The sequence below is a fragment of the Saccharothrix sp. S26 genome (assembly GCF_021390395.1).
Classification (GTDB): Bacteria; Actinomycetota; Actinomycetes; order Mycobacteriales; family Pseudonocardiaceae; genus Actinosynnema.
Map to the genome: position 1 here is coordinate 248,692 of NZ_JAJUWT010000008.1, position 24,498 is coordinate 273,189.

A 24,498-nucleotide genomic window follows, 5' to 3' on the forward strand; every position below is an offset into this window, starting at 1 on the left:
TTGTCACTGTCATTGACAAACTCCCGGTGCGGCTCTTAGCGTGGCCTGGCCCGAGCGATCGGCTCGGCCGCGCACCGTCCAGGGAGATATTCGGCATGCCATCGCGTTCCTCCACGACTCCCTCCCGCCGTGCTTGAGCTGTCCGATCAGGACGCCCACCGCTCACGGCTGGGGCGCCCACTCGGCGTGGTCGTTCCAGTGGTGGCGATCGTCCCTCTCCGGCGAACGTCTCTGGAAGATCGACCTCTGACTGGGGGACTCAAGGGATGACGACGCACTGGCCCACCTCGGGTTTCGGCTTCGGCGGTGACTACAACCCCGAGCAGTGGGCGCCGGAGGTGTGGGACGAGGACCTGCGCCTCATGAAAGAGGCGGGCGTGAACGTCGTGACGCTCGGTGTGTTCAGCTGGGGCGCGCTGGAAGTGGCCGACGGGGTGTTCGAGTGGACGTGGCTGGACCGCGTCATCGACCTGCTGCACCGCAACGGGATCTCGGTCGACCTCGCCACGCCCACCGCCGCGCCGCCGCTGTGGCTGCACGCCGCCCACCCGGAGATCCTGCCGGTGAACGCCGACATGACGCGGCACTGGCCGGGAGCGCGGTTGGGGTGGTGCCCGAGTTCGGCGACGTTCCGCCGGTACGCGCTGCGCATGACCAGGGCGCTCGCCGAGCGTTACGCCGCCCACCCGGCGGTGGTGCTGTGGCACGTCAGCAATGAACTCGGCGGTGGGAACGGGCGTTGCCACTGCGACGAGTCCCTCGCCGCCTTCCGGGGTTGGCTGCGTGAGCGCTACGGCTCGCTCGACAACCTCAACCGCGCCTGGGGCACGGCGTTCTGGGGACACCACCTCACCGACTGGGACCAGATCCCCGCGCCGCGCGGCGCCGAGGCGCACAACCCGGCGCTGATGCTGGACTACGACCGGTTCTCCTCGGACGCCCTGCTCGACCACTTCCAGGCCGAACGCGACGTCATCCGCGAGTTCGCGCCTACCACCCCCATCACCACGAACTTCATGGTCGGCACCCAGCAGGACATCGTCGACTACCCGCGGTGGGCGCAGCACATGGACGTGGTCGCCAACGACCACTACACCACCCCGGACGACCCGCTGTCGGCGCAGGACATCGCGTTCTCCGCGGACCGGATGCGCGGCATGACCACCGATCGCGGCCCCTGGCTGCTCATGGAGCACTCGGCCGGCGGCGCCGCCTGGAACCGCGTCAACCGGGCCAAGGCGCCCCGCGAGCTGATCCGGGACAGCCTCGGGCACATCGCGCGCGGCGCGGACGGCGCGTTGTTCTTCCAGTGGCGGGCCTCGTTGCGCGGAGCCGAGCGGTTCCACCAGGGCATGGTGCCGCACGCCGGGTTCGACTCCAAGGTCGGCCGCGAGGTGCGGGAGCTGGGCGCGGTGCTGGGTCGGTTGGCGGAGGTGCGCGGCTCGACCGTGGAACCGGCGCGGGTCGCGTTGCTGTTCGACGACGAGGCGGCGTGGGCGTTCTCCCGAGGGCTCAAGCCGCACAACGGACTGCGTTACGGCGACGAGCCGCGCACCTGGCACCGCGCGCTGTGGACCCGCAACGTCCTGGTCGACGTCGTGCCCTCGTGGGCCGACCTGAGCGGCTACGACCTGGTGATCGTGCCGACGCTGTTCCTCGTGGACGACAGGTCCGCCGAACGCGTCGCCGAGGTGGCGCGACGCGGTGGTGTGGTCGTGGTGACCTGGATGTCGGGGATCGTGGACCACGAGAACGCCGTGCGGCCAGGTGGGTACCCCGGCGCGTTCCGCGAGCTGCTGGGCGTGCGCTCGGAGGAGTTCTTCCCCCTCCAGCCCGGTGAGCGCGGCGGACTCGACTCCGGTGCGGCGTTCCACTCCTGGTCGGAACTGATGGACGTCACCGACGCCGAGGTGATCGCCCGTTATGCCCGCGGTCCGCTGGCCGGCGGGCCCTCCCTGACCCGCCGCGCGGTCGGCTCGGGCGCGGCCTACTACGTCTCGTGTGCTCTGGAGCCGGAGAGCCTGGACGAGTTCGTCGGGCAGGTGCTGGACGACGCGGGCATCGAGCCGTCCGGTCCCGGGGCGGGACTGGACGTGGTGCGTCGCGAAAAAGAAGGCGTCACGTGGGTCTTCGCCCTCAACCACGGTGATGAGGAACGCCGTGTGGCGGTGAGGGGGGTCGAGCTGGTGACGGGCGAGACCGTGGACGACGAACTCGTCGTGCCGGGCCGCGAGGTGCGGGTCGTGCGCGAGCGCCGCTGAGCGCGACCGAACGCCCATCCGAAGACGAGGAGTGGCAAGAAGCATGGTCGTCACCATCAACGCGGACGTCGGCGACGTGATCGGCCCGGTGCCGCGAAGGCTCTTCGGCTCGTTCGTCGAGCACATGGGCCGATGCGTCTACACCGGGCTGTACGAACCGGGCCACCCGCGCGCGGACGCGAACGGCTTCCGCGGCGATGTGCTGGAGCTCGCCCGTGAGCTCGGCGTCACCGTGGTCCGCTACCCCGGCGGGAACTTCGTGTCCTCCTACCGCTGGGAGGACGGCGTCGGCCCGGTCGGGGATCGGCCGACCCGGCTCGATCCGGCGTGGCACGCGGTGGAGACCAACGAGTTCGGGTTGCACGAGTTCATGGCGTGGGTCGACGCGGTCGACGCGGAGCCGATGTACGCGGTGAACCTGGGTACGAGGGGCATCCAGGAAGCCGCGGACGTGCTGGAGTACTGCAACCACCCTGGCGGCACCGCGCTCAGCGAGCGACGCCGTGCCAATGGTGCGGACGCGCCCTTCGGCATCCGGTTGTGGTGCCTGGGCAACGAGATGGACGGGCACTGGCAGGTCGGGCACAAGACCGCGTCCGAGTACGGTCGGCTGGCCGCCGAGACCGCCCGCCTGATGCGGATGATCGACCCTGCCGTCGAACTGGTGGTGGCGGGCAGCTCCGCCCCGAACATGCCGACCTTCGGCGAGTGGGAGCGCACGGTGCTCACCCACACCGCCGCCCTGGTCGACCACATCTCGGTGCACGCCTACTGCCAGGAGCACGACGGTGACGCGGACAGCTACCTCGCCAGCGCCGCCGGCCTCGACCGCTACCTGAAGGACACCGCCGGGATCATCGACCGGACGCTGGCCGACCTGGGCCTGGACAAGACCATCGGCATCGCCGTGGACGAGTGGAACGTCTGGGACCAGCGGCACTGGAACGAGGTCGAGCAACCACGCCTGCGCTCCGCGCCGCCGATGGCCGCCGGTCGGGTCATCGAGGACACCTACACCGTCACCGACGCCGTCGTGGTCGGCACGCTGTTGAACTGCCTGCTGCGCAACACCGATCGCGTGACGATGGCGAACTTGGCGCAACTGGTCAACGTCATCGCACCCATCCGCAGCGAGCCCGGGGGTCCGGCCTGGCGCCAGACGACGTTCCACCCGTTCCACCTGACCGCCCGCACCGCACGCGGGGTGAGCCTGCGGACCACCGTGATCGGTGCGCCGATCCACACCTCCCTGCACGGACCGGTCGACCCCGTCGACGCCGCGATCACGTTCGACGAGCACACCGGCCGGGCCGCGGCCTTCCTGGCCAACCGGTCCACCACCGCCGAAGCCGAGGTGGAGCTGTCACTGCGCGGTGCGTCGCTGGAGGTCGAGGAGGCGCACGTCGTGATGACGCCGCCCGGCATGACCCGCCACGCGGCCAACACCGAACACTCGCACCCCGTCGCACCGGTTCCCCTGACCGGGATCCGCACGGCGATCTCCGCGGACGGAACGTCCGTGTCCGTGACGTTGCCCGCGCTGTCCTGGTCGGCTGTCGAGTTCCGCGCGAGCGGTGCTCCTCCTCGCTGACCCAGCGGCATCTTTGTCACTGTCATTGACAAACTCTCGTTCCGGCTCTTAGCGTGTCCTGGCACCGGCGATCGGCCGGGCGCACCAGCAGCTGTCAAAGGGGATACCTCGCATGCGATCGCGTTGTTCCACACTTCTCGGCGCGGTCGCCGTGGCGCGTGTCGTGCGGGAGCGCCGATGAGCGCGACCGGACCGGCCTGGCCCGGTCACCCGGTCGTGCTCGCGGCGGCGGGGGTGTCGCTCGTGCTGGCGCCGCAGGCCGAAGGCTTGCCGGAGGTGCTGCACTGGGGCGCTGACCTCGGCCCGCTCGGCGTGGACGAGCTCGACCAGTTCCGGCTCGCGAGGGAACGCGGGGTGTCGGCCAGTGCGCTGGACGAGCCGTGGCCGTTCACCTTGGCTCCCGGCGAGGGCGACGGTTGGGCCGGAGCACCTGGCCTGCTGTTGGAGAGCAACGGCGGCCCGATCCGTCCCCGCTGGCGGGTCGACGGTTTCACCGTCACCTCGACCGAGATCACCGTGACCGCGCGATCCACCGGTCTGGTGCTGAAGACCGACCTCCGCCTGGACGCGCACGGCGTTCTCCGCGTGCGCCACCGAGTGGGCAACGAGGGCTCGACCCCGGTGCGCGTCGCGGTCGCCGACACGGTGCTGCCGCTGGACGACCGTGCGACCGAATTGCTCGACTTCAGCGGTCGCTGGACGCGCGAGCGGATGCCGCAGCGACGTCCCCGCACGCAGGGCACGCTGGTGCGCGAGTCGCGGCGAGGCCGCACCGGTCACGACTCGCCGACCCTGCTGGCGGCGGGCGTCCCGGGTTTCGGCGACCGCCACGGCGAGCTGTGGGCCGTGCACCTGGCGTGGAGCGGCGACGCGCGCTACCGCGTGGACGACCTGCCCGAGGGGCGTGTCGCGATCGGCGTGGGGGAACTGCTGCGCCCCGGTGAGGTCGAACTGGTGACGGGGGAGACCTTCGAGACGCCGGAAGGCGTCTTCGTCTGGTCGGACCGCGGGCTCGACGGGCTGTCGGCCAGGCTGCACGCCTCGCTGCGCGACCGACCGCACCACCCCGTCTCGCCACGGCCGGTCGTGCTGAACACGTGGGAGGCCGTCTACTTCCACCACGACCTGCCGACCCTGCGCCGGCTCGCCGAGGTCGGCGCGGACATCGGCGTGGAGCGGTTCGTGCTGGACGACGGCTGGTTCCGCGGCCGGCGCGACGACCGCGCCGGGCTCGGCGACTGGCTGGTGGACGAGCAGGTGTGGCCGGACGGACTGCACCCTTTGATCGACCACGTGCGCGGCCTGGGCATGCGGTTCGGGCTGTGGGTCGAGCCGGAGATGGTCAACCTCGACTCCGACCTCGCCCGTGAGCACCCGGACTGGCTGCTCACACCGGATGCCGACCGGGCGCGGACCATGCGCCACCAGCACGTGCTCGACCTCGCGCTGCCCGAGGTCCGCGAACACCTGCTCAAGCACCTGTCCGCGCTGCTGGACGAGTACGACATCGCCTACCTCAAGTGGGACCAGAACCGCGACCTGCTCGAAGCCACCCACCTCGGCCGCGCCGGAGTCGACGCGCAGGTGCGCGCCCTCTACGACCTCCTCGACACCCTGCGCGCCCGGTACCCGCACCTGGAGATCGAGTCGTGCGCCTCCGGTGGCGCCCGCATCGACCTGGGCGTGCTGGAGCGCACCGACCGGGTGTGGGCTTCGGACTCCAACGACCCGATCGAGCGCACCCAGTCGCAACGGTGGACCGAACTGCTGCTGCCACCGGAACTGATCGGCAGCCACGTCGGACCACCCCGCTCCCACACCTCCGGCCGGCACGCCGACCTCGGCTTCCGCATCGCCACCACCCTGTTCGCCTCACCCGGCCTCGAATGGGACCTCACCACCTGCGGCCCGCACGAGCTCGAGGTGCTGACCGCGTGGATCGACTTCTACCGCCGCGTGCGCCCCACCCTGCACGCCGGTGAACTCGTCCACGACACCCCGACCGACGGCGGAGCACTGCTCACCGGTGCGGTCGCCCCCGACCGTGCCCACGCGCTGTACCGCCTGTCCCGCACCGACTCCGGCGACCGCGCCGTGCCGCCCCCCATCCGCCTGCCCGGCCTCGACCCGACCCGCCGGTACCGGGTGCGGGTGGTGGACGAACTGCCCGCGCCCCGGCTGCTCGACGTCCGGCCGCCGGCGTGGCTCGCCGCCGGGGAGACCACCGCCACCGGCCGCGTCCTGGCCGAAGCCGGTCTCGCCGCGCCCCTCCTGGCGCCGGCCCAAGCCCTCGTGCTCGAACTCACCGCACTGGACGGAGGTATTTGATCCCCACGCCGACCGACTCGCCGGCATCCGCCGGATGTTGCGCACCAAGCGCACCGGCTCATTTCTGAATGACCTGTACGAATCGGTTTCCTCATCAACCGAGTGTCGTGCTGAACGTTACTGGGAGCGCTCCCAGAGTAAAGCCGTTGCCAACCGTCAGAGTAGACGGAGGAGAACAGTTCCATGGCATCACGTTCCTTTTTCCGGTGGCATCGCCCCGCTGCCGTCGCCCTCGCCGCGGCGATGGCGATGAGCGGTGCTCTCGCCACGGGTGTCGCTCACGCGGCGGAGTACGAAAGAATTCTGAACGGCACGTTCGACAACGGGTCCACCGATCCGTGGTGGGCCGGGAACGTGTCGACCGCGGCCGTCAACGGCGAGATGTGCGGCACGGTCCGCGCCGGCACGACCAGCCCGTGGGACGCGCTGCTCGGCCAGAACGGCATGCCGTTCGAATCGGGCCAGTCGTACACGATGGCCTTCGACGCGTACGCCACCGCGCCGCGGCCGATCGCGGTCGTCATCGGCCAGGGCATCCCCCCGTACCAGGAGATGCTCAAGCGCGAGTTCCAGCTCGGCACCACGAAGCAGCGGTTCACCTTCACCTTCACCGCCACGATGGACTTCCCCGACGCGGGCGCCGGGCAGATGAACTTCCACCTCGGCGGCCAGGCGGCCGAGAGCCGCATCTGCTTCGACAACGTGTCGTTGGTCGGAGGGCTGAAGGCGCCGGGCGAGGGCTACACGCCGCCGCCGAAGAAGGTGCAGGTCAACCAGGTCGCCTACGTGCCGGGCCTGTCCAAGCAGGCCACCCTGGTGTCGAGTGCGACCACGCCGCAGCCCTGGGTGCTGAAGAACTCGGCCGGGACGACGGTGGCCACCGGGCAGTCCACCCCGAAGGGCACGGACACCGCGTCCGGCGACCCCGTGCACCTGATCGACTTCTCGTCGTTCGACACGCCGGGCACCGGCTACACGCTCAGCGTGGGCACGGAGACGAGCTTCCCGTTCGACATCGCGACGGACGAGATCAAGAAGCTGCGCTACGACTCGCTGGCGTACTTCTACCACAACCGCAGCGGCATCCCGATCGAGGCGCAGTACGTCGGTTCGCAGTACTCGCGTCCGGCCGGTCACGTCGACGTCGCGCCGAACAAGGGCGACAGCGCCGTGCCGTGCCGCGCCAACCTCAACTGCGGCTACACGCTGGACGTGCGCGGCGGCTGGTACGACGCGGGCGACCACGGCAAGTACGTCGTCAACGGCGGCATCTCGGCGTGGCAGGTGCTCAACACCTACGAGCGCGCGAAGCTGATCGGCGACGCCGCCCCGTTGGGTGACGGCAAGCTGAACATCCCGGAGAAGGCCAACAACGTCCCGGACATCCTGGACGAGGCGCGCTGGGAGGTCGAGTTCCTGCTGAAGATGCAGGCGCCCGACGGCATGGTCCACCACAAGATGCACAGCGAGCAGTGGACCGGTCTGCCCACGCGGCCCGACCAGGACCCGTACCAGCGCCTGCTCTCCACGACCAGCACCTCGGCGACGCTGAACATGGCCGCCGTGGCGGCGCAGTCCGCGCGCATCTGGAAGACGATCGACCCCACGTTCTCGGCGAAGGCGCTCGCGGCGGCCAAGAAGGCTTACGCGGCGGCGAAGGCCAACCCGAACAAGATCTTCAACTCCGACGACAGCGGCGGCGGCGGATACGGCGACGAGGTGCTGACGGACGAGTTCTACTGGGCCGCGGCGGAGCTGTTCACCACCACCGGTGAGTCCGCCTACCAGACCGACCTGACCTCCTCGCCCCACTTCAAGGGCAAGAGCCTCAACGCGCGCGGCTACGACTGGCAGTCCCTCGGCCCGTTGGGTGACATCACGCTGGCGCTCGTGCCCAACGGCCTGCCCGCGGCGGACATCGCGGCCATCAAGTCCGCGTTCACCGCCGTGGCCGACCAGCACCTCGCCCAGATCGCCGAGCTGGGCTACCCGGCCCCGTACCGCAAGAGCGACGGCGGCTACGAATGGGGCTCCAACGGCCTGGTCGCCAACAACATCGCGGTGTTGGCGCTGGCGCACGACTTCACCGGCCAGTCCAAGTACCGCGACGGCGTCTACAACGCACTGGGCTACCTGCTGGGCCGCAACCCGATGAGCACCTCCTACGTCGCCGGCTACGGCGACCGGGCGTTCAAGAACGGCCACCACCGGTTCTGGGCCCACCAGCTGGACCCCGCCCTGCCCGAGACCGCGAAGGGCACCCTCTCCGGCGGTCCGAACAGCTACGGCCGCGACTCGCACGCCCAGCGCTTCATCCCGGCCGACTGCAAGCCGCAGAAGTGCTACGTCGACCACATCCAGGCGTTCACGGTCAACGAGGTCACGATCAACTGGAACTCGGCCCTCGCGTGGATCGCCAACTGGGCGGCGGAGAAGGCCGGCGGCACGCCGCCGGTGCAGGACACCACCCCGCCCTCGGCGCCGGGCGCACCGGCCGCCTCCGACATCACCACGACCGGCGTGAAGCTCACGTGGAGCGCCGCCACCGATGCGGAGAGCGGCGTCAAGGACTACGACGTCGTGGCGGTCGACGGCGGCGCACAGCGCGTCGTCACCACCGTGACCGGCACGTCGGCGACCCTGACCGGTTTGACGCCCGACACCGCCTACACCTTCGCCGTCATCGCCCGCAACGGAGCCAACCTGACCTCGGCGGCCTCGTCGACCACGGCCGTGCGGACGAAGCCGGACACCACCCCGACCGGCGGCTGCAAGATCACCTACCGGGCGAGCTCCTGGCCCGGCGGCTTCAACGCCGACGTCACGATCACCAACACCGGCACCACCGCGTGGAACTCCTGGACCCTGAAGTTCGCCTTCCCCGGGAACCAGAAGGTCACCAACGGCTGGTCGGCCAACTGGACGCAGTCCGGAGCCGAGGTGACGGCCACGAGCTACTCGTGGAACGGCACCGTCGCGCCGGGCGGGTCGACGTCGATCGGGTTCAACGGCTCGTTCAGCGGCCAGAACACCGACCCCGCCGCGTTCACCGTCAACGGCCAGTCCTGCACCAAGGGCTGAGCCACAACCCGCCCCGGGCCGTCAGCCTGGCTGACCGCACTGCCGGATAGGGGCTGGTGCTGCACACCCGGGACCGGAACCGACTCGCCCGGCCGGACGACGGTCGGCCGGGCGAGTGGTCCGGACGAGGTGGGGCAGCACCGCGGGGGCACCCGGTCGCAGTGTCGGATTCCGGGCCGACCGCTGCGCCACCGGGTGTCCCACGCGCCACGCTGGCGGGTGTGGCGCGTGGAGTGCGCCCGACGCGTTCGACGCCGCGTCGGGCGCGCGCCCGCGATTCCCGACACGCTTCTCGCGCGTGCACGAAGGTTCATTCCTGCCAACGACGGTTAGGAACATCAACATGCGTATTCCACTGCTCGTTTCGCTGATGGCGGCGACGCTGGCGGTACCCCAGGCGGTGATCCCGGCCGCGGCCGGCGCGGCGGTCGGCCCGTGGCTCGAGGCCGAGGACGGGGTGCTGTCCGGGACGGTGGTCGAGTCGAGCCTCCAGGGCTTCTCCGGCCGGGGTTACGTCACCGGGTTCGACCAGCCCGCCGACAAGGTCACCGTCACCATTCCGTCGAGCGCCGGTGGGCTGCACGACCTGACCATCCGCTACGCCGCGCCGTACGGCGCGAAGACCGCGTCGCTGTCGCTCAACGGCTCCGGCCTGGGTGACGTCGCCTTCCCCGCGGGTTCGGCGTTCGCCGAGATCCCGGCGGGCAAGGCGTTGCTGACCCCGGGGGACAACACGCTGACCATCACGAACAACTGGGGTTGGTACCTGATCGATGCGATCAGGGTGGTGCCCAGTGCGCCGCGGCCGCCGCACCAGGTGACCGGCGCGTTGACCGATCCGGCTGCGACCGTGGAGGCCAAGGGCCTGATGCGGTATCTGGCCGACAACTACGGCAAGACCACTCTGTCCGGCCAGCAGGACCAGGCGAGCATCGACTGGGTCGAGCGGAACATCGGCAAGGCGCCCGCCGTGGGCGGTTACGACTTGATGGATTACTCGCCGAGCCGGGTCGAGCGTGGTACGACGGGCCGCGATGTCGACCACGCCCTGGCCTACGACGCCCGCGGCGGGATCGTCACGATGGTGTGGCACTGGAACGCGCCGTCCGGCTTGATCGACCAGCCGGGCAAGGAGTGGTGGCGTGGTTTCTACACCGATGCCACGACCTTCGACCTCGCCGCCGCCCTGGCCGACCCGAACTCGACTGACTACGGGCTGTTGATCCGGGACATGGACGCGATCGCGGTGCAGCTCAAGCGCTTGGCGGACTCGAAGGTTCCGGTGCTGTGGCGGCCGTTGCACGAGGCCGAGGGTGGCTGGTTCTGGTGGGGTGCGAAGGGTCCTGGCCCGGCCAGGCAGTTGTGGCGGCTGCTGCACGACCGGTTGGTGGACCACCACGGGCTGCACAACCTGATCTGGGTGTGGAATTCGGTTTCGCCCGACTGGTATCCCGGTGACGACGTGGTCGACGTGGTGAGCGCGGACGTCTACCTGCCCCAGGGCGACCACAGCGCGGCCGACGGGACCTACGACCGGCTGGTGCAGTTGGGCGGCGACAGGAAACTGGTGGCGTTGGGCGAGGTCGGTTCCATCCCCGACCCCGACCTGGTCCGCGTCTACGAGGCTCGCTGGTCGTGGTTCGTCACGTGGTCGGGTGGGTTCATCCAGGACGGTGTGGTCAACCCGCGCGACTTCCTCCAGCGCGTCTACCACCACGCCAACGTCATCACGCTGGACGAACTGCCCGAGTTCAAGGAGCCCGGGACGGGAAACCCGCCCGCGGACGGTTGCACCGCGACCCTCCGCGTGGTCAATCAGTGGGGCGGCGGGTTTCAGGCCGAGGTCACCGTGAAGAACGCGAGCACCTCGGCGATCACCGGCTGGCAGGTCAGGTGGACGCTCACCGCGGGCCAGGGCGTGCAGCACGCCTGGAACACCGACCTGTCCACCGCCGGCTCGACCGTGACGGCGAAGAACGCGTCCTGGAACGGCAACATCCGGCCGGGGGAGACCACCTCGTTCGGCTTCATCGGCACCGGCACCGCCTCAACGCCGACCATGACTTGCGCCAGCGCCTGACCATTCCCGGCAAGGCCGTGGTGGGGTGGCTTCACCCCACCACGGCTCTGTCCTGTGCGGAAGGGCGTAGTCGTCCACTGCGGTCGCGCGGGACGACGCATTGCCGCTGCGTCGGTCGAACGCTTCAGATGGCCGTGCCGCTGCCGTCGGAGACGGGGCGGGCGGCGATACCGCCGCAGTCGACCTCGCTGAGGATGGCGTCACCGCCGCCGACCGTGCTGGTGGCTTCCAGGCGTACGTACCGGGCGCTGACCGGCGTGAAGCGGGCGTGCTTGAGCGCTTTGGTCGCCGCCCAGGTTCCGCTGGTCGCCTCGAAGTAGAAGCAGGGCTTGAGGCCCTGCGCGCGGAACGCGTCGACGTACTCGCGGACGACGTCGCGCGGGGTCGAGCTGTTCATGACGTTGTAGCCGGTCTGCTCGGTCGGCCACAGGCAGAAGCCGTCGTGGTGCTTGGTGGTCAACGCCGCCCACGACATGCCCGCCGCTTTCGCGGTCGCCGCCCACTGCGCGCAGTCCAGCGCGGTCGGGGCGAACAACCGGGGGTTGAGGTTGGGGGAGGCCCATTCCTCGTCGCTGTAGGTCGCCATGTTGTAGTGGATGAACATGCCGAAGCGCATGTCGACGAAGGCCTGCTGAAGGCTGTGCAGGTTCCCAGCCGCCTGCACGCCGGCCGAGCCTGTGGCCACGTTTCGCACGACGGTGCGGCGGCGCGGTCGCTCTGCCGGCTCTTCCATCAGGGGCCGTCTCCTGGCGGTCGGGCCAGGACGAGGTGGTGGGCTCGCCGCGAGCCGCTGATCTTTGGACAGAGCCCACGCTAGGAGTCCGCGAAGCGCTTTGTCAATGTACGTGACAAAGGAGGCTCGCTGCGTTACGGTTCGCCTGGGAGCGTTCCTAGACACCCTTTCGGTTCAGTGGCGGATGCCGTTCCGGCTCCGTTGCTGGGAGCGCTCCCAGAAGTTGGCGGCTTGCTCGCAAGGAGGCGATGCATGAGTCTGCGCACGTTCGTACGTTCCCGGGGGTTGACCGGGGCATTGGCGGTGACGTCGGTGGCGGCTTTGTCCGTGGCCGGGGTGGTGGCTTCGACGGCCACCGCCAGCGCCGCCGCGGGTTGTCGGGTGTCGTACCAGGTCGGTAACCAGTGGCAGGGCGGTTTCGGGGCCAATGTCACGGTCACCAACCTCGGTGACGCGATTTCCGGTGGTTGGACGTTGGAGTGGGACTTCGCGGCCGGTCAGACGGTCCAGCAGGGTTGGAACGGCGAGTTCTCGCAGTCGGGGAGCCGCGTGACGGTCCGCAACCCTTCGTGGAGCGCGAACCTGGGTACCGGCGCGTCGGCCACGCCCGGTTTCAACGGCACGTGGAACGGGTCCAACCCGGTGCCCACGACGTTCCGCCTCAACGGGACGGTGTGCACGGGGACGGTCGACACGACCACCACCACCACGACCACGACCACGACCACGACCACGACGGACACCAACCCAGGTGGCCCGAAGGTGGACAACCCGTATGTGGGTGCGGGTGTGTACGTGAACCCGCAGTGGTCGCGCCAGGCGGCCGCCGAGCCGGGTGGTTCGCGGATCGCGAACCAGCCGACGGGTGTGTGGTTGGACCGGATCAGCGCGATCACCGGCAACGGTTCGCCGACCACCGGGACCATGGGTCTGGTGGACCACTTGAACGAGGCCGAGAAGCAGCGTGCGGCGCGTGCGGACGGTCAGCTGGTGTTCCAGTTCGTCGTGTACAACCTGCCCGGTCGCGACTGCGCGGCGCTGGCCTCGAACGGTGAGTTGAAGGCCGATGAGATCGGTCGCTACAAGACCGAGTACATCGACAAGATCGCCGAGATCGTGGCGCGGCCGCAGTACTCCAAGCTGCGCGTGGTCACGGTGATCGAGATCGACTCGCTGCCGAACCTGGTCACCAACGTCTCGCCGCGCGTCACCGCGACGCCGCAGTGCGACACGATGAAGGCCAACGGCAACTACATCGAGGGCGTGTCCTACGCGCTGGGCAAGCTGGGCGCGATCTCCAACGTCTACAACTACATCGACGCGGCGCACCACGGCTGGATCGGCTGGGGCGACGCGGACCCGCAGTACGACAACTTCTTCGCCGCGGCGAAGCTGTTCGCCTCGGTGCTGGGCCGCAACGGCGCCACGAAGGACAAGGTGCACGGGTTCATCACCAACACGGCGAACTACTCGCCGTTGGAGGAGCCGTACTGGACGGTCGACGACGTGGTGGGTGGTCGTCCGGTGAAGGAGGCGTCGAAGTGGGTGGACTGGAACGACTTCAACGGTGAGCTGGGCTTCGCCACGGCGTTCCGCGCCGAGCTGGTCAAGCAGGGCTTCGACAGCGGCATCGGCATGCTGATCGACACCTCGCGCAACGGCTGGGGCGGCCCCAACCGGCCCACCGCCAAGTCGACCTCCGGCGACCCGACCACCTACGTCAACGAGTCCCGCATCGACCGCCGCTTCCAGAAGGGCAACTGGTGCAACCAGTCCGGCGCCGGTCTGGGCGAACGGCCCAAGGCCGCGCCCAAGCCGAACATCGACGCCTACGTCTGGATCAAGCCGCCGGGCGAGTCCGACGGTTCCAGCACCCTCATCCCCAACGACGAGGGCAAGGGCTTCGACCGCATGTGCGACCCGACCTACGGCGGCAACGCCCGCAACGGCTTCAACATGTCGGGTGCGCTGCCCAACGCGCCGCTGTCGGGCCACTGGTTCTCGGCCCAGTTCCAGGAGCTCATGCGCAACGCCTACCCGGCGCTGTGACCACGGGTGACTGACACGACACGGAATTGATCACAGGTAGCCCGTAGGCGGCGTCCCACGCGGATTCCGCCTACGGGCGTCCCGCAAGCGGACCTGCGCCGGGTGTCTTTTGTCAACATTCGGTACTAATTGACGGCGTGCTCCGCGCAAAGCCCCACCGGTGTGGCGCGCTCGCGACCGCTCAGAACCGAAGACAGGTCCTGATCGCGAGGACGGCTGCGGCACGCGCCCACTCGGCGAACTCGAACGGCTGGATGTCGAGGGTCACGGGGGTGGCGGTGGGGTGCAGGTTCGCGGTGATCGCGGCGTCCATCGCGGTTCGGGCCAGTTCCGCCACGGCGATGCCTTCGCCGGTGATCACGATCTTCTCGGGGTCGAAGGTGTTGGCGAGCGTTGCCACGAGGACGCCGAGCGCGTAGGCGGCGTCGCGGAAGGCGCGCACTGCCGCCGGGTCGTCGGTTCGCGCCAGGTCCACGACGGTCTCGTAGTCGAGGCCCGGGGTGCGCATCGCTCCGACGATGGCGGAGTTGGGCAGGAACGCGGTGACGCAGCCTCGGTGGCCGTACTCGCAGAGCGGGCCGTCGCGGTCGATGGGGAGGTGGTCGAGGCGTCCGGCCTTGCCGCGGCCCCCGGTGACGACCTTGCCGTCCACCACCAGGCCGAAGCCGATGCCGACACCAACGGTGATCAGTGCCATCGACTCGAACCCGGCGCCCACGCCGAACCAGTGCTCGGCCGCGGTCAGGCAGCGCACGTCGTTCTCGGTCGCGACCGGCACGCCGAGCCGCTGCTCGGCGAGCGCGGCCAGGGCGACCTGGCGCCACCCGAGGAACGGTGACTCCGTGACGACCTGGCGACCGGCCGCGGTCACGACGTCGCCGGCGAGGGCGATCCCCGCCGCCGCGATGTCGGTACGGCCCTCCACGAGGCGCTCGCGAACGCGGCCGATCTGGGCCACGACGTCCCCGACGCCTTCCGAGTCCAGAGGCTCGTCGTGGGAGACGAGCACGCGGGCCTCCAGGTCCGTGACCGCGGCGAAGAGGCGGTCCGACGTGAGGTTGACGCCCAGGAAGCTCCGCCCGTGCGGGCCGATGTGGAGCAGTTCCCCCGGCCTGCCAGCCGACCCGTTGGACTCCGCGGCCCCTTCGGACACCAGTCCGTGCTCCACGAGCTCGCGCGTCACGCGGGTGAGGCTCGTGCGCGATATGCCGAGCCGGCGGGCGATCTCGGCCCGGGGCATCGGACCGTGGACCAGCAGCTCGCGTAGGGCTCCCCGCTCCCCGCCGTTGAGGTCGGGCCACGAGGTCGGGCTCGCGGCCGACACCGCTGGGGGGCTCGCCATCCTGCGTCTCCTCATGTGTAACGAAGCGTTACGAGCCGAACCGTTCGTCGGAGCGTCAGGTTATCCGTGAGAACGTTAGTCACGCAGGTTGGCAAACCGGTCTTCGGTACGTAACCTGCACCACATCGAGTTCGGACCACCGTCGACACCGCACCTGGTCTCGCCGACGACCACGATCGCGGGACGGCCGACGTCGTGACGGCAGACGTGAAGGGAAGGGCCATGGCGGGCGCTTGACCGATCTCCACCGGCCTGGCGGTGAGTGCCCCCGCAGCGACAGGCCGAGTACCCGGGCTCCGTCCCCCTGCGAGGGGAATCGAGCCCCCCATCCCGTCGCGGGCGACGCCGATCCCCTTACTGCCACTCGTTCGGGGTGTCGAGGCCTGCCAGGTCTCCGCCGCCGCACCAATCCGAGACACGCCACCAGCCGCACTCCACGGCTCTGGGCCGACAAACCCCGGCAACATCAACTTTGGGAAATGACGATGAGAACAACGATGCTGCGCCGCACGGCGTCCACCATCGCCGCCGCGACCGCCGCGGCCCTGGTGCTCGCGAGCTGTTCGACCGACGGGTCGAAGCCATCGGCGGACGGCAAGATCACCCTGGAGGTCGCCACGTTCGGCGACTGGGGATACGCCCCCTACATCGAGCAGTGGGAGGCCAAGCACCCCGACGTCACCGTCGAGTACGAGACGGCCGGAGGCGGTGACGACCAGCGCGAGAAGCTGCTCAACTTCCTCGGGCAGGACTCGGGTCTGGCCTGCGTCGAAGCGTTGGAGGTCGACTGGCTCGGGGAGCTCAAGCAGTTCTCCGACCGCTTCGCAGACCTGGCCGACCCAGGGCTGAAGGACCGGTGGTTCGACTGGAAGTCGGAGATGGCGACCACCGACGACGGCAAGGTCATCGGCTACGGCACCGACATCGGCCCGCAGGCCGTCGCGTACCGCGCGGACCTGTTCAAGGCGGCCGGTCTGCCGTCCGACCGTGAGGCGGTCGCGGAGTACCTCGGTGGCGCCAACGCGACCTGGGACCGGTTCTACGAGGTGGGCGCGGAGTTCACGGCGAAGTCCGACGCGGCCTGGTTCGAATCGGTGCAAGGCGCCTACACCGCCATGGTCAACCAGGTCGAGTACGCCTACGAGAACGAGGACGGCACCCGCAAGGACCTCGCCGGCTCCGAGGTCGAGCGGATCTTCCGGACCGTGCTCCAGCACGGCACCGAGCAGAAGCAGTCCGCCGGTCTGACGCAGTGGTCCTCCGACTGGAACGCCTCCTTCAAGCGCAACGACACCTTCGCCGTCGTGCTGGCGCCGTCGTGGATGGCGGGCACGATCAAGGGCAACGCGGGCGAGGGCTTCGTCGGCTGGGACATCGCCAACGTCTTCCCCGGTGGCGGCGGCAACTGGGGCGGGTCCTACCTCTCCGTCCCGGCCCAGTGCAAGCACCCCGAACAGGCCAAGGACCTGGCCGCCTACCTCACCTCGCCCGAGGTGACGCTGGACCAGGCCGTCAAGAACGGCGGCGGCACCCCGAGCCAGGTCGAGGCGATGAACTCCCCGAAGCTCCTGCCGCTGACCAACCCGTTCTTCAACAACGCGCCCACCGGCCGGATCTGGGCCGACCGAGCCGCGGCGGTCGAAGTGGTCCCGTTCAAGGGGCCGAACTACAAGAAGGTCCACGACGTCGTCGTCGCCGGCCTCAACCGGGTCGACGTGGACAAGTCCCAGAGCATCGACCAGTCCTGGGCGCAGGTCCTCTCCGACCTCAAGTCGCTCAACTGACGGGACAGGCGGGCCGGGTCAGCCCGACCCGGCCCGCCGGACACCACAGGGAAAAGGAATCTCTGGTGACAACCACACACGACCCGGAGACACGGTCCGGAGCTGCTGTGCCGACCCGGGAGCGCCGCCACCCGCACCGCGCCTCCAAGCGAAGGGTCACGGCCTCCGGATTCGACCTGCGGGTCTCGCCTTACCTCTACATCGCGCCGTTCTTCATCCTGTTCTTCCTGTTCGGGCTCGCGCCGATGTTCTACACCGGCTGGGTCGCCCTGCACGAGTGGCACCCCATCGGCGGGCAGGGCGACTTCGTCGGCCTGGCCAACTTCACCGCGGTCCTCGGCCAGGGCATGTTCTGGAAATCGGTGTTCAACACCCTGTCGATCTTCGTGTTCACCGCGGCCCCGCAGCTGATCGCGGCGATCTTCATCGCGGCGGTGCTGGACGCGAACCTGCGGGCCGGGACGTTCTGGCGCATGGCCGTCCTGCTGCCCTACGTCGCCGCCCCGGTGGCGGTGGCGATCATCTTCTCCAACCTGTTCGGCAACCAGTTCGGGCTCGTCAACAACCTCCTCGCCACCGTCGGCCTGCCGCAAGTCCAGTGGACCGGCTCCTCGATCGCCAGCCACATCGCGATCTCCACGATGGTCTCCTTCCGCTGGACCGGCTACAACGCGCTCATCCTGCTCGCCGGCATGCAGGCGATCCCCCGCGACCTGTACGAGTCGGCGAGCATCGACGGCGCGAACCGGGTGCGCCGCTTCTTCTCCGTGACCATCCCGATGCTGCGCCCGACACTCATCTTCGTCATCATCACCACCACCATCGGCAACCTGCAGATCTTCGACGAAGCCCGCATGTTCGGGGGCGCCGGCGGCAACGGACCCGTCGGCGGCGCAGACGGCCAGTGGAAGACGATCACGCTCTACCTGTGGGAAGTCGGCTGGCGCCAGGCCAACCTCGGCCGCTCCGCCGCGATCGCCTGGCTCCTGCTGCTCCTGATCGTCCTCATCGGTCTGATCAACTTCTTGGCCGTCCGGAGGATCGCCTCCTCGGAGAACGGAGGCAAGCGATGACCACGACGCTCGAACCCGCGCCCGGACGTGCGACGTCGCGCCCCGGCAAGCGCCGCCAGAACTCCGGCGACGCCCGCCGCCCCGGCTGGGCCACCTACGTGACGCTCATGATCGTCGCGGCAGTCGGCGCGTTCCCGTTCTACTGGACCATCGTGGTCGGCAGCTGGACCAACGACGTCATCTACTCCGACCAGCTCACCCTCACCGTCGGACCCAACCTGATCGACTCGGTCCACCGAGTCCTCACCGCCGACATCAACCTCGTCGCCGCCACCCTGAACTCGCTGTTCGTCTCGACGACGACCGCGCTCGCCGTCGTCCTGTTCTCCACCCTGGCGGGATTCTCCTTCGCGAAACTCCGGTTCCGCGGCTCCAACGCCCTGCTGGTCGCGGTCATCGCCACCATGGCCGTCCCCGCCCAGATCGGCGTCGTCCCCCTCTACCTGGTCATGAACCACCTCAACCTGCGCGGCACCCTCCTGGCGGTCATCCTGCCCGGCCTCGTCACCGCGTTCGGCGTGTTCTGGATGACCCAGTTCCTGCGCGGGGCGCTGCCCGACGAACTCATCGACGCCGCCCGCATCGACGGCGCCTCGCTGATCAAGACGTTCTGGCACGTCGCACTACCGGCCGCCCGCCCGGCCGCGGCGATGCTCTTCCTCTTCACCTTCGTCGGCAGCTGGACCAACTTCTTCTGGCCCTACATCATCCTCGACAGCAAGAGCGCCACCCTGCCCGTCGCCCTCCAAGGGCTCCAATCGCAGTACTACACCGACTACCCGCTCATCCTCACCGGAGCACTGCTGTCCACCGTCCCCCTGTTCGTCCTGTTCGTGTTCGCGGGCAGGCAACTGGTCGCGGGCATCATGGCCGGAGCCGTCAAAGGCTGACTTGTCCCACCACCTCGCCGCCGACGCCGTGGTGAGCACCCTCGTCACCGACAGCCCGCAGGTCGGCCGGATCAGGGCAGTCGTTGCGCGGCCGGTTGATGGCCGGTGCTCAAGGAGTGCGGAAGGACATGTTCATGCATGTCCCACATCCCTGCGGTACCGCGGCGGGACGTGGGAAATTGCGCGGCTGCCGTTCAAGCGGGGTGGCGACATGCCGGGTCGCGGCATCGGTGAACGCCTGGTCGTCGACCCGAACGACACAGGGTGTTCTACCTCGCCGCGCCGAGCGGTCGTGGCCTGTGGCGCAGCACGGACTGCGGCGCCACATGGGCGCAGCTCACGAGTCTGCCCAACGCGGGCAAGTACCGCTCGAGCGACGGTGGCGCGAGCTGGACGCGTGTAGCCGTGCTACCTGGAGGGCAGCGGCCCGTTGGCGTGCTCGTGCAGACCCGTGACGTCGCTGAGCCGGAGCGGGTGGGCGAAGCTCGGGCCGGTCACGTGGTCACGACGACGCGGGCGGCTAGGAGGCTTTCCGCCAGGTCGCGGTACCGGTTGGCGACCGCGGTCCAGCTCGGCGCGGGGGCGAGGCCCGCCGCGCGGTCGCTCATCCCGGCCGCGAGTCCCGGTTCGGTCAGCACCCGCCGCAACGCTGCGGCGATGGCGGCCGGATCGCGGTGGGGCAGCAGCAGACCCGCACCGTCCGCCAGCAGTTCGACGGCGTGCGGGAACCCGGTCGCGACCACCGGCTTGCCGGCGGCCAGGGCTTCGACGAGCACGCTGGAGGTGACCTTCTCGGACGGGTCGTAGGGCAGCAGGACGACATCAGCCTGACCGACCAGCTCCGCCAGCGCGTCCACCTCGCGGTGGGCCGGGTCGAACTCGATGAGGTCCGCGACTCCGCAAGCGATGGCGCGGTTGCGCAGGTTCCTGCGGTAGTCCTCACCCTCGTGCGCCAACACATCGGGATGGGTCGGACCCGCCACCAGGTAACGCGGCCTCAGGTCGCGCAGCGCACCCAGCGCGGAGATGGCCCACTCGATGCCCTTGCCCCGCCGCAGCAGGCCCCAGGTGAGGATCAGCGGTCTGTCGGTGGACGGTTCGCGGGCGGGCGACTCGACGGGGAGCGCACCGTGCGGGATCACGACGACCTCATCGGGCCGCTCGACGGTGTAGCCGTCCACGAGTCGCCGGCGTGCGTCCTCGGACGTGGTCACCACCGCGTGGGCGCGCCCGACGACCTGGTCGAGCACCTGCCGCTGGCCGGGCGTGGGCGCGGTGAGCACGGTGTGCAGCACGACGACCACGGGCACCCTCAGTTGCGTGAGCACGCGGAGCACGTCCTCGCCGTCGTGACCGGCGCAGATCCCGTACTCTTGCTGCACCACGACCACGTCGCAGTCGTTGAGGACCTCGGCCGCGGCTTCGGCCGCACCGGGAACCATCAGGTGCCTCACCACCGTTCCCTCGGCGACCGCGGGTTCGTCGTCCGGTCCCGCGAGGACGCGGACCACCCGGCCCTCGGCACCCGGCGTCGCCGCGGTGAGGTGGTGCGGCAGGGCGGCGGTGAACGTGGCCACTCCGCGTCGGGTGGGCGGGTTCGTGCTCAGAAAGCCGTAGGTGCGGGACATGCAAGCCCTTCGAGCCGGGTGGGACGCGGGCCGTGCCCGCCGACGGGACCGCGCCGTGCGGAGTGGCCGGGACCTGTCAGCGGACCCTCTCCGGGATGCGGTCCAGCGCGTGCAGGACGTGCACGGCGAGACCTCGTGCGTCCGTCCGGCTGAGGTCGGAGTGCGCTGACAGCGCTTCCTGCACCAGCTCGACCCTGCGCTCGTACAGGGACAGGTGGGTCGGTGTCGTCATGAGGTGCGCCTGCTCGTCTGCTCGGGGACCCGGCCGCCGTCCGCTTCCCAGCCCAGGAGTGCGATGTGGGCCAGGTCGGTCGTCTGCCGTGTCGGTGTGGTCGGGCCTGACCCCGCGGTGAGCAGGTCCTGCACGGTTTGGACGTTGTCGCGATCAGCCGCGAGCGCCATGGTGTGGTGGGCGGTGGCCTGGTCGGTGTCCGCCGGCACGACGAGCAGCGTGAGGCGGTGCCCGTCCGCTGCGACCAGGTCGACGGTGTGGGCAGGCCGCGAGTTGAACCCGTCGAGCCGGACCTGGCCGCCGTCCGCGGGGGCGCGGCGGGGCGCGGTGCTCCACTCGGGGAGGTTGTAGCTCACCCGCATGACGTGGCCCAGCCGAACCGCCAACCCCGCGAGCAACGCGGGCAGCTCGGTGACGAGGTCCCGGGAGCGCGGCCACCAGGCGCCGTCGACGTGCCCCGTGGTGGTGAGGGACTTCGGCCGCAGCCGCAGTCGCCGGGGTTGCGCGAGCTGCTCGGTGACCGCGGTGGTGGGGAAGTGGGGTGCCGACGTCATGTCGGACTCCCGTCTCCGGCCGAGAAAGAACCGGTTTCTTTTTTCACCGAGTACGACATGGGCTTGACCGCCCACGTGCGGGGTGTTCTCGACAACGTGATCCTACACCTGTTCGGGCATGATCGACCGAATAGCGCCGGTCGCGGTTGAAGAATAACCGGAAATCGCCGGCGACGACCGTCCCTCCGGTTCGTCCACTTCGGTCACGACGCCGCCGGTCCGCGACCCGATCCGCACGGCTGGGGAACGAAGCCGGCCGCGGCGGCGTTGTACCGGGTGTTCGCCACGCCCGTGCTCCTACCAGCTGACGTTCGCTGACGGAGACACCAGGCCGGTGCCCTCTACCGCGACCGGTCGAGGGCACCGGTGCCACCACGCCGGTTTGCCGGGACCGCGCCACGGGTACCCGGCCCGCGTGATCCGGCGGTTGCCTGTCGGTGCCCGCCAAACCCCACACCGATCGCCCCGGACCCCGGCGACGGAGAACGATTGCCGTTGCCGGAGGTATGAAGATGAGCGCTGAAGTCCGATCGGAAGTCCCGCGAGCAGATACCGCGCCGCAGCCCATGCTGGCCGGGGTGAAGTCGCCGTCGGAGATGTTCCTGGTCAAGTTGTTCGCGGTGATCCCGGCGCTGGCGCTCGCCGCGGCGGTTCCGCTGGCGTGGGGCTGGGGTCTGGGTTGGGTCGACATCGGCCTCGCCGTCTTCTTCTACACCCTCACCTGCCTCGGGGTGACGATCGGGTTCCACCGCTATTTCACCCACGGCGCGTTCAGGGCGACCCGCGGACTGCGGATCGCGCTCGCGGTGGTCGGCAGCATGGCCATGCAGGGACCGGTCATCGGTTGGGTCGCCGACCACCGCCGGCACCACGCCTACGCCGACCGCGAGGGCGACCCCCACTCCCCGTGGCTCTTCGGGACGTCGGCGAGCGCGCTGGCCAAGGGTTTCTGGCACGCCCACATGGGCTGGCTGTTCCAGCGGGAGCTGACGAACGCCGCCCGCTTCGCCCCCGACCTGCTCGCCGACGAGGACATGCAGCGCGTCAACCGCTGGTTCCCCGCGCTGACCGTGGTGACGCTGCTCGCGCCCGGGATCGCCGGGGGCCTCATCACGTGGAGCTGGTGGGGCGCGCTGACCGGGTTCTTCTGGGCCGGCCTGGTGCGCGTCGCCGTGCTGCACCACGTCACGTGGTCGGTCAACTCGATCTGCCACATGATCGGTGACCGCCCCTTCACCTCGCGCGACAAGTCCGCCAACTTCTGGCCGCTGGCGATCCTGTCGATGGGCGAGTCGTGGCACAACTCCCACCACGCCGACCCCACCTGCGCCCGCCACGGCGTGCGCCGCGGCCAGATCGACATCTCCGCGCGGCTGATCCGGGTCTTCGAGGTGTTCGGCTGGGCCACCCACGTCCGCTGGCCACGACCGGAGCGGCTGGCCCGGACCCTCAAGTCCACCGGCTCCTGACAACCGCGGTGCGGTGCGGACGGGTCCCCCGGCCGACGCCGACCGCACTCCACGAAGGATGGACAGCGCATGCATGACGCCCCTGAAGGCGGAACGGTCATCGTCGAGCGCTTGAAGCTCGCGACCGGTTTCCTCGCGTCCGAGCACGACTGGGTCTCGGGACACCTGGCCGCCCTCGGGTCGCGGTTGCGGTCGTTCCGGGCCGATCAGCTGGACTTGGAGATCAGCGTGAAGGACCGCCAGGGTGTCGAGCAGCGGGTCACCTTGGAGTGCTGGATCAACCGGAGCCCCCGCCTGCACCTCGTCGCCACGTCCTCGAAGCGGGACTTGCCCGCGGCGCTGAGCGAGGTCCGCGACGAGCTGATCCGACAGGTCGACGAGGCCAAGACGCGCACCGAACCGCGCAACAACCGCACGCTGAGGTCGGTGCCCACGCTGCCCGAGCACGACTAGCACGGAAGCGGTCAGCCGGTGCAGTCGGGTACTGCGGGAGTGCTGCCGACGCAGTTGTTGGGCGTGTTGGCGGTGATGGGGGAGTCGGTGGTGGTCATGGTGCCGCCCTGGCGGTAGACGCCGCCGGACTGGCCGAGGGCCGACAGCGCGTGGTTGTCGGTCACGGCGGTCTGCGTGAGGGTGGTGGCGGTGGAGCGGATCGCGGAGATGCCGCCGCCGCGGCCGGCGCTGTTGCCGGTGATGGACAGCGGGCTGCCGGTCACGCCGGTGACGGTGAGGGTGCCGCGCAGGCCGTTGTAGAGGCCGCCGCCCTCGCCGAGCAGGGTGGTGTTGCCGGACACCGGGCTGTTGGTCAACGTCGCCGCGGGGGCGGTGCCCGACGGCGTGTCGGCGTTGGCGAGGCCGCCGCCGTTGCCCGAGGCGGTGTTGCCGGTCAGCGTGCTGCCGGTGAGGGTGACCGCACCGCGGTTGAGGATGCCGCCGCCGTGGCCGACGACGTTGCCGCGGGTGAACGCGACGCCGGTGGTGAGGGTGAGGCTGCCGGTCGGGCCGACCTCGGCGATCCGGAACATCCCCAGGCCCAGCGGGGCAGCGTTGGTGACGGTGGCGGGGCCGACCATCTCGATCGGGGTGGTGATCACCGGTAGCGCGTTGGACGCGCCACCGCGCGCCGCGGTCATGCCGTAGGTGCAACCGCCCGCCAGGACGAGGGTGTCGGCGGTGGTGGTGGAGTTGGCCAGGTTCACTGCCGCGACGAGGGCGTTCTCGCCGCACGCCACCGGAATGGTGATGGCCTGCGCCGCCGGCGTGACGGTGATCAGCCCTCCGGTCATGAGGGTGGCGCCGAGCAAGGTTTCGACGGTGGTGCGGAGGTGTCGCATGGGACTTCATTTCCTGGAACAGGATCGAGGGTGACCTGCGTGGCGTGGCGGAGCCGATGCGTCCGGACT

General features: G+C 69.8%; 17 protein-coding genes. 11 read left to right on the top strand and 6 right to left on the bottom strand.

Annotated features, from left to right (window positions below):
• The first annotated feature begins 266 nt into the window (after window positions 1-266).
• From LZG04_RS15315 to LZG04_RS15335, 5 genes are all read left to right on the top strand, one after another.
• On the top strand, window positions 267-2,261 hold the full coding sequence (locus LZG04_RS15315; protein WP_233817411.1) for a beta-galactosidase: 1,995 nt from the start codon (window positions 267-269) through the stop codon (window positions 2,259-2,261).
• 43 nt (window positions 2,262-2,304) lie between these two features.
• The gene (locus LZG04_RS15320; protein WP_233817413.1) at window positions 2,305-3,852 is read left to right on the top strand and encodes an alpha-N-arabinofuranosidase; all 1,548 of its coding nucleotides are present in this window, start codon (window positions 2,305-2,307) and stop codon (window positions 3,850-3,852) included.
• A 177-nt stretch (window positions 3,853-4,029) separates the two neighbouring features.
• Window positions 4,030-6,180, top strand: a complete 2,151-nt coding sequence (locus LZG04_RS15325; RefSeq protein WP_233817415.1) for an alpha-galactosidase — start codon at window positions 4,030-4,032, stop codon at window positions 6,178-6,180.
• A 249-nt stretch (window positions 6,181-6,429) separates the two neighbouring features.
• Window positions 6,430-9,261 carry a glycoside hydrolase family 9 protein gene (locus tag LZG04_RS15330; RefSeq protein WP_233817417.1) on the top strand — a complete coding sequence of 944 codons (2,832 nt, stop codon included), beginning with the start codon at window positions 6,430-6,432 and terminating at the stop codon, window positions 9,259-9,261.
• A gap of 343 nt (window positions 9,262-9,604) precedes the next feature.
• A complete protein-coding gene (locus LZG04_RS15335) occupies window positions 9,605-11,341 on the top strand; it encodes a glycosyl hydrolase (RefSeq protein ID WP_233817419.1) in 1,737 nt (578 codons plus the stop codon).
• Between the two features lie 124 nt (window positions 11,342-11,465).
• Here the strand turns inward: LZG04_RS15335 and LZG04_RS15340 are convergent, their stop codons facing one another.
• Complete coding sequence (locus LZG04_RS15340; RefSeq protein ID WP_233817421.1) at window positions 11,466-12,005, bottom strand: alpha-L-fucosidase; 540 nt, start codon at window positions 12,003-12,005, stop codon at window positions 11,466-11,468.
• Between the two features lie 321 nt (window positions 12,006-12,326).
• Here LZG04_RS15340 and LZG04_RS15345 point away from each other — a divergent pair, with 321 nt between their 5' ends.
• The gene (locus LZG04_RS15345; RefSeq protein WP_233817423.1) at window positions 12,327-14,123 is read left to right on the top strand and encodes a glycoside hydrolase family 6 protein; all 1,797 of its coding nucleotides are present in this window, start codon (window positions 12,327-12,329) and stop codon (window positions 14,121-14,123) included.
• Between the two features lie 181 nt (window positions 14,124-14,304).
• On the opposite strand, the gene LZG04_RS15350 is transcribed toward LZG04_RS15345, so the two are convergent.
• Window positions 14,305-15,465 (bottom strand): ROK family transcriptional regulator, encoded by a 1,161-nt coding sequence (locus LZG04_RS15350; protein ID WP_233817425.1) that lies wholly within the window; start codon window positions 15,463-15,465, stop codon window positions 14,305-14,307.
• Between the two features lie 485 nt (window positions 15,466-15,950).
• On the opposite strand from LZG04_RS15350, the gene LZG04_RS15355 reads away from it, so the two are divergent.
• The 3 genes from LZG04_RS15355 (at window position 15,951) to LZG04_RS15365 (ending at window position 19,212) form a co-directional block, all read left to right on the top strand.
• Window positions 15,951-17,249, top strand: coding sequence for an ABC transporter substrate-binding protein (locus tag LZG04_RS15355; protein ID WP_233817428.1), 1,299 nt, complete (start codon window positions 15,951-15,953; stop codon window positions 17,247-17,249).
• 107 nt (window positions 17,250-17,356) lie between these two features.
• Window positions 17,357-18,322 carry a carbohydrate ABC transporter permease gene (locus LZG04_RS15360; RefSeq protein WP_233817429.1) on the top strand — a complete coding sequence of 322 codons (966 nt, stop codon included), beginning with the start codon at window positions 17,357-17,359 and terminating at the stop codon, window positions 18,320-18,322.
• Window positions 18,319-19,212 carry a carbohydrate ABC transporter permease gene (locus LZG04_RS15365; protein ID WP_233817431.1) on the top strand — a complete coding sequence of 298 codons (894 nt, stop codon included), beginning with the start codon at window positions 18,319-18,321 and terminating at the stop codon, window positions 19,210-19,212. The genes LZG04_RS15360 and LZG04_RS15365 overlap by 4 nt, the downstream gene beginning before the upstream one ends.
• A gap of 494 nt (window positions 19,213-19,706) precedes the next feature.
• Here LZG04_RS15365 and LZG04_RS15375 read toward each other — a convergent pair whose 3' ends face one another.
• The 3 genes from LZG04_RS15375 to LZG04_RS15385 all read right to left on the bottom strand — a co-directional run bounded on the left by LZG04_RS15375 (window position 19,707) and on the right by LZG04_RS15385 (window position 21,626).
• A complete protein-coding gene (locus LZG04_RS15375; protein WP_233817577.1) occupies window positions 19,707-20,789 on the bottom strand; it encodes a glycosyltransferase in 1,083 nt (360 codons plus the stop codon).
• A 127-nt stretch (window positions 20,790-20,916) separates the two neighbouring features.
• On the bottom strand, window positions 20,917-21,072 hold the full coding sequence (locus LZG04_RS15380) for a DUF6307 family protein (RefSeq protein WP_233817433.1): 156 nt from the start codon (window positions 21,070-21,072) through the stop codon (window positions 20,917-20,919).
• Window positions 21,069-21,626, bottom strand: a complete 558-nt coding sequence (locus tag LZG04_RS15385) for a DUF5994 family protein (RefSeq protein WP_233817435.1) — start codon at window positions 21,624-21,626, stop codon at window positions 21,069-21,071. Before LZG04_RS15385 ends, LZG04_RS15380 begins: the two co-directional genes overlap by 4 nt.
• Before the next feature lie 566 nt (window positions 21,627-22,192).
• Between LZG04_RS15385 and LZG04_RS15390 the strand changes: the two genes are divergently transcribed.
• Both LZG04_RS15390 and LZG04_RS15395 read left to right on the top strand, forming a co-directional pair.
• Window positions 22,193-23,095 carry an acyl-CoA desaturase gene (locus LZG04_RS15390; protein WP_374202826.1) on the top strand — a complete coding sequence of 301 codons (903 nt, stop codon included), beginning with the start codon at window positions 22,193-22,195 and terminating at the stop codon, window positions 23,093-23,095.
• 69 nt (window positions 23,096-23,164) lie between these two features.
• Window positions 23,165-23,548 (top strand): HPF/RaiA family ribosome-associated protein, encoded by a 384-nt coding sequence (locus LZG04_RS15395; protein ID WP_233817439.1) that lies wholly within the window; start codon window positions 23,165-23,167, stop codon window positions 23,546-23,548.
• An 11-nt stretch (window positions 23,549-23,559) separates the two neighbouring features.
• On the opposite strand, the gene LZG04_RS15400 is transcribed toward LZG04_RS15395, so the two are convergent.
• Window positions 23,560-24,429 (bottom strand): hypothetical protein, encoded by an 870-nt coding sequence (locus LZG04_RS15400; RefSeq protein WP_233817441.1) that lies wholly within the window; start codon window positions 24,427-24,429, stop codon window positions 23,560-23,562.
• Between the last annotated feature and the right edge of the window lie 69 nt (window positions 24,430-24,498).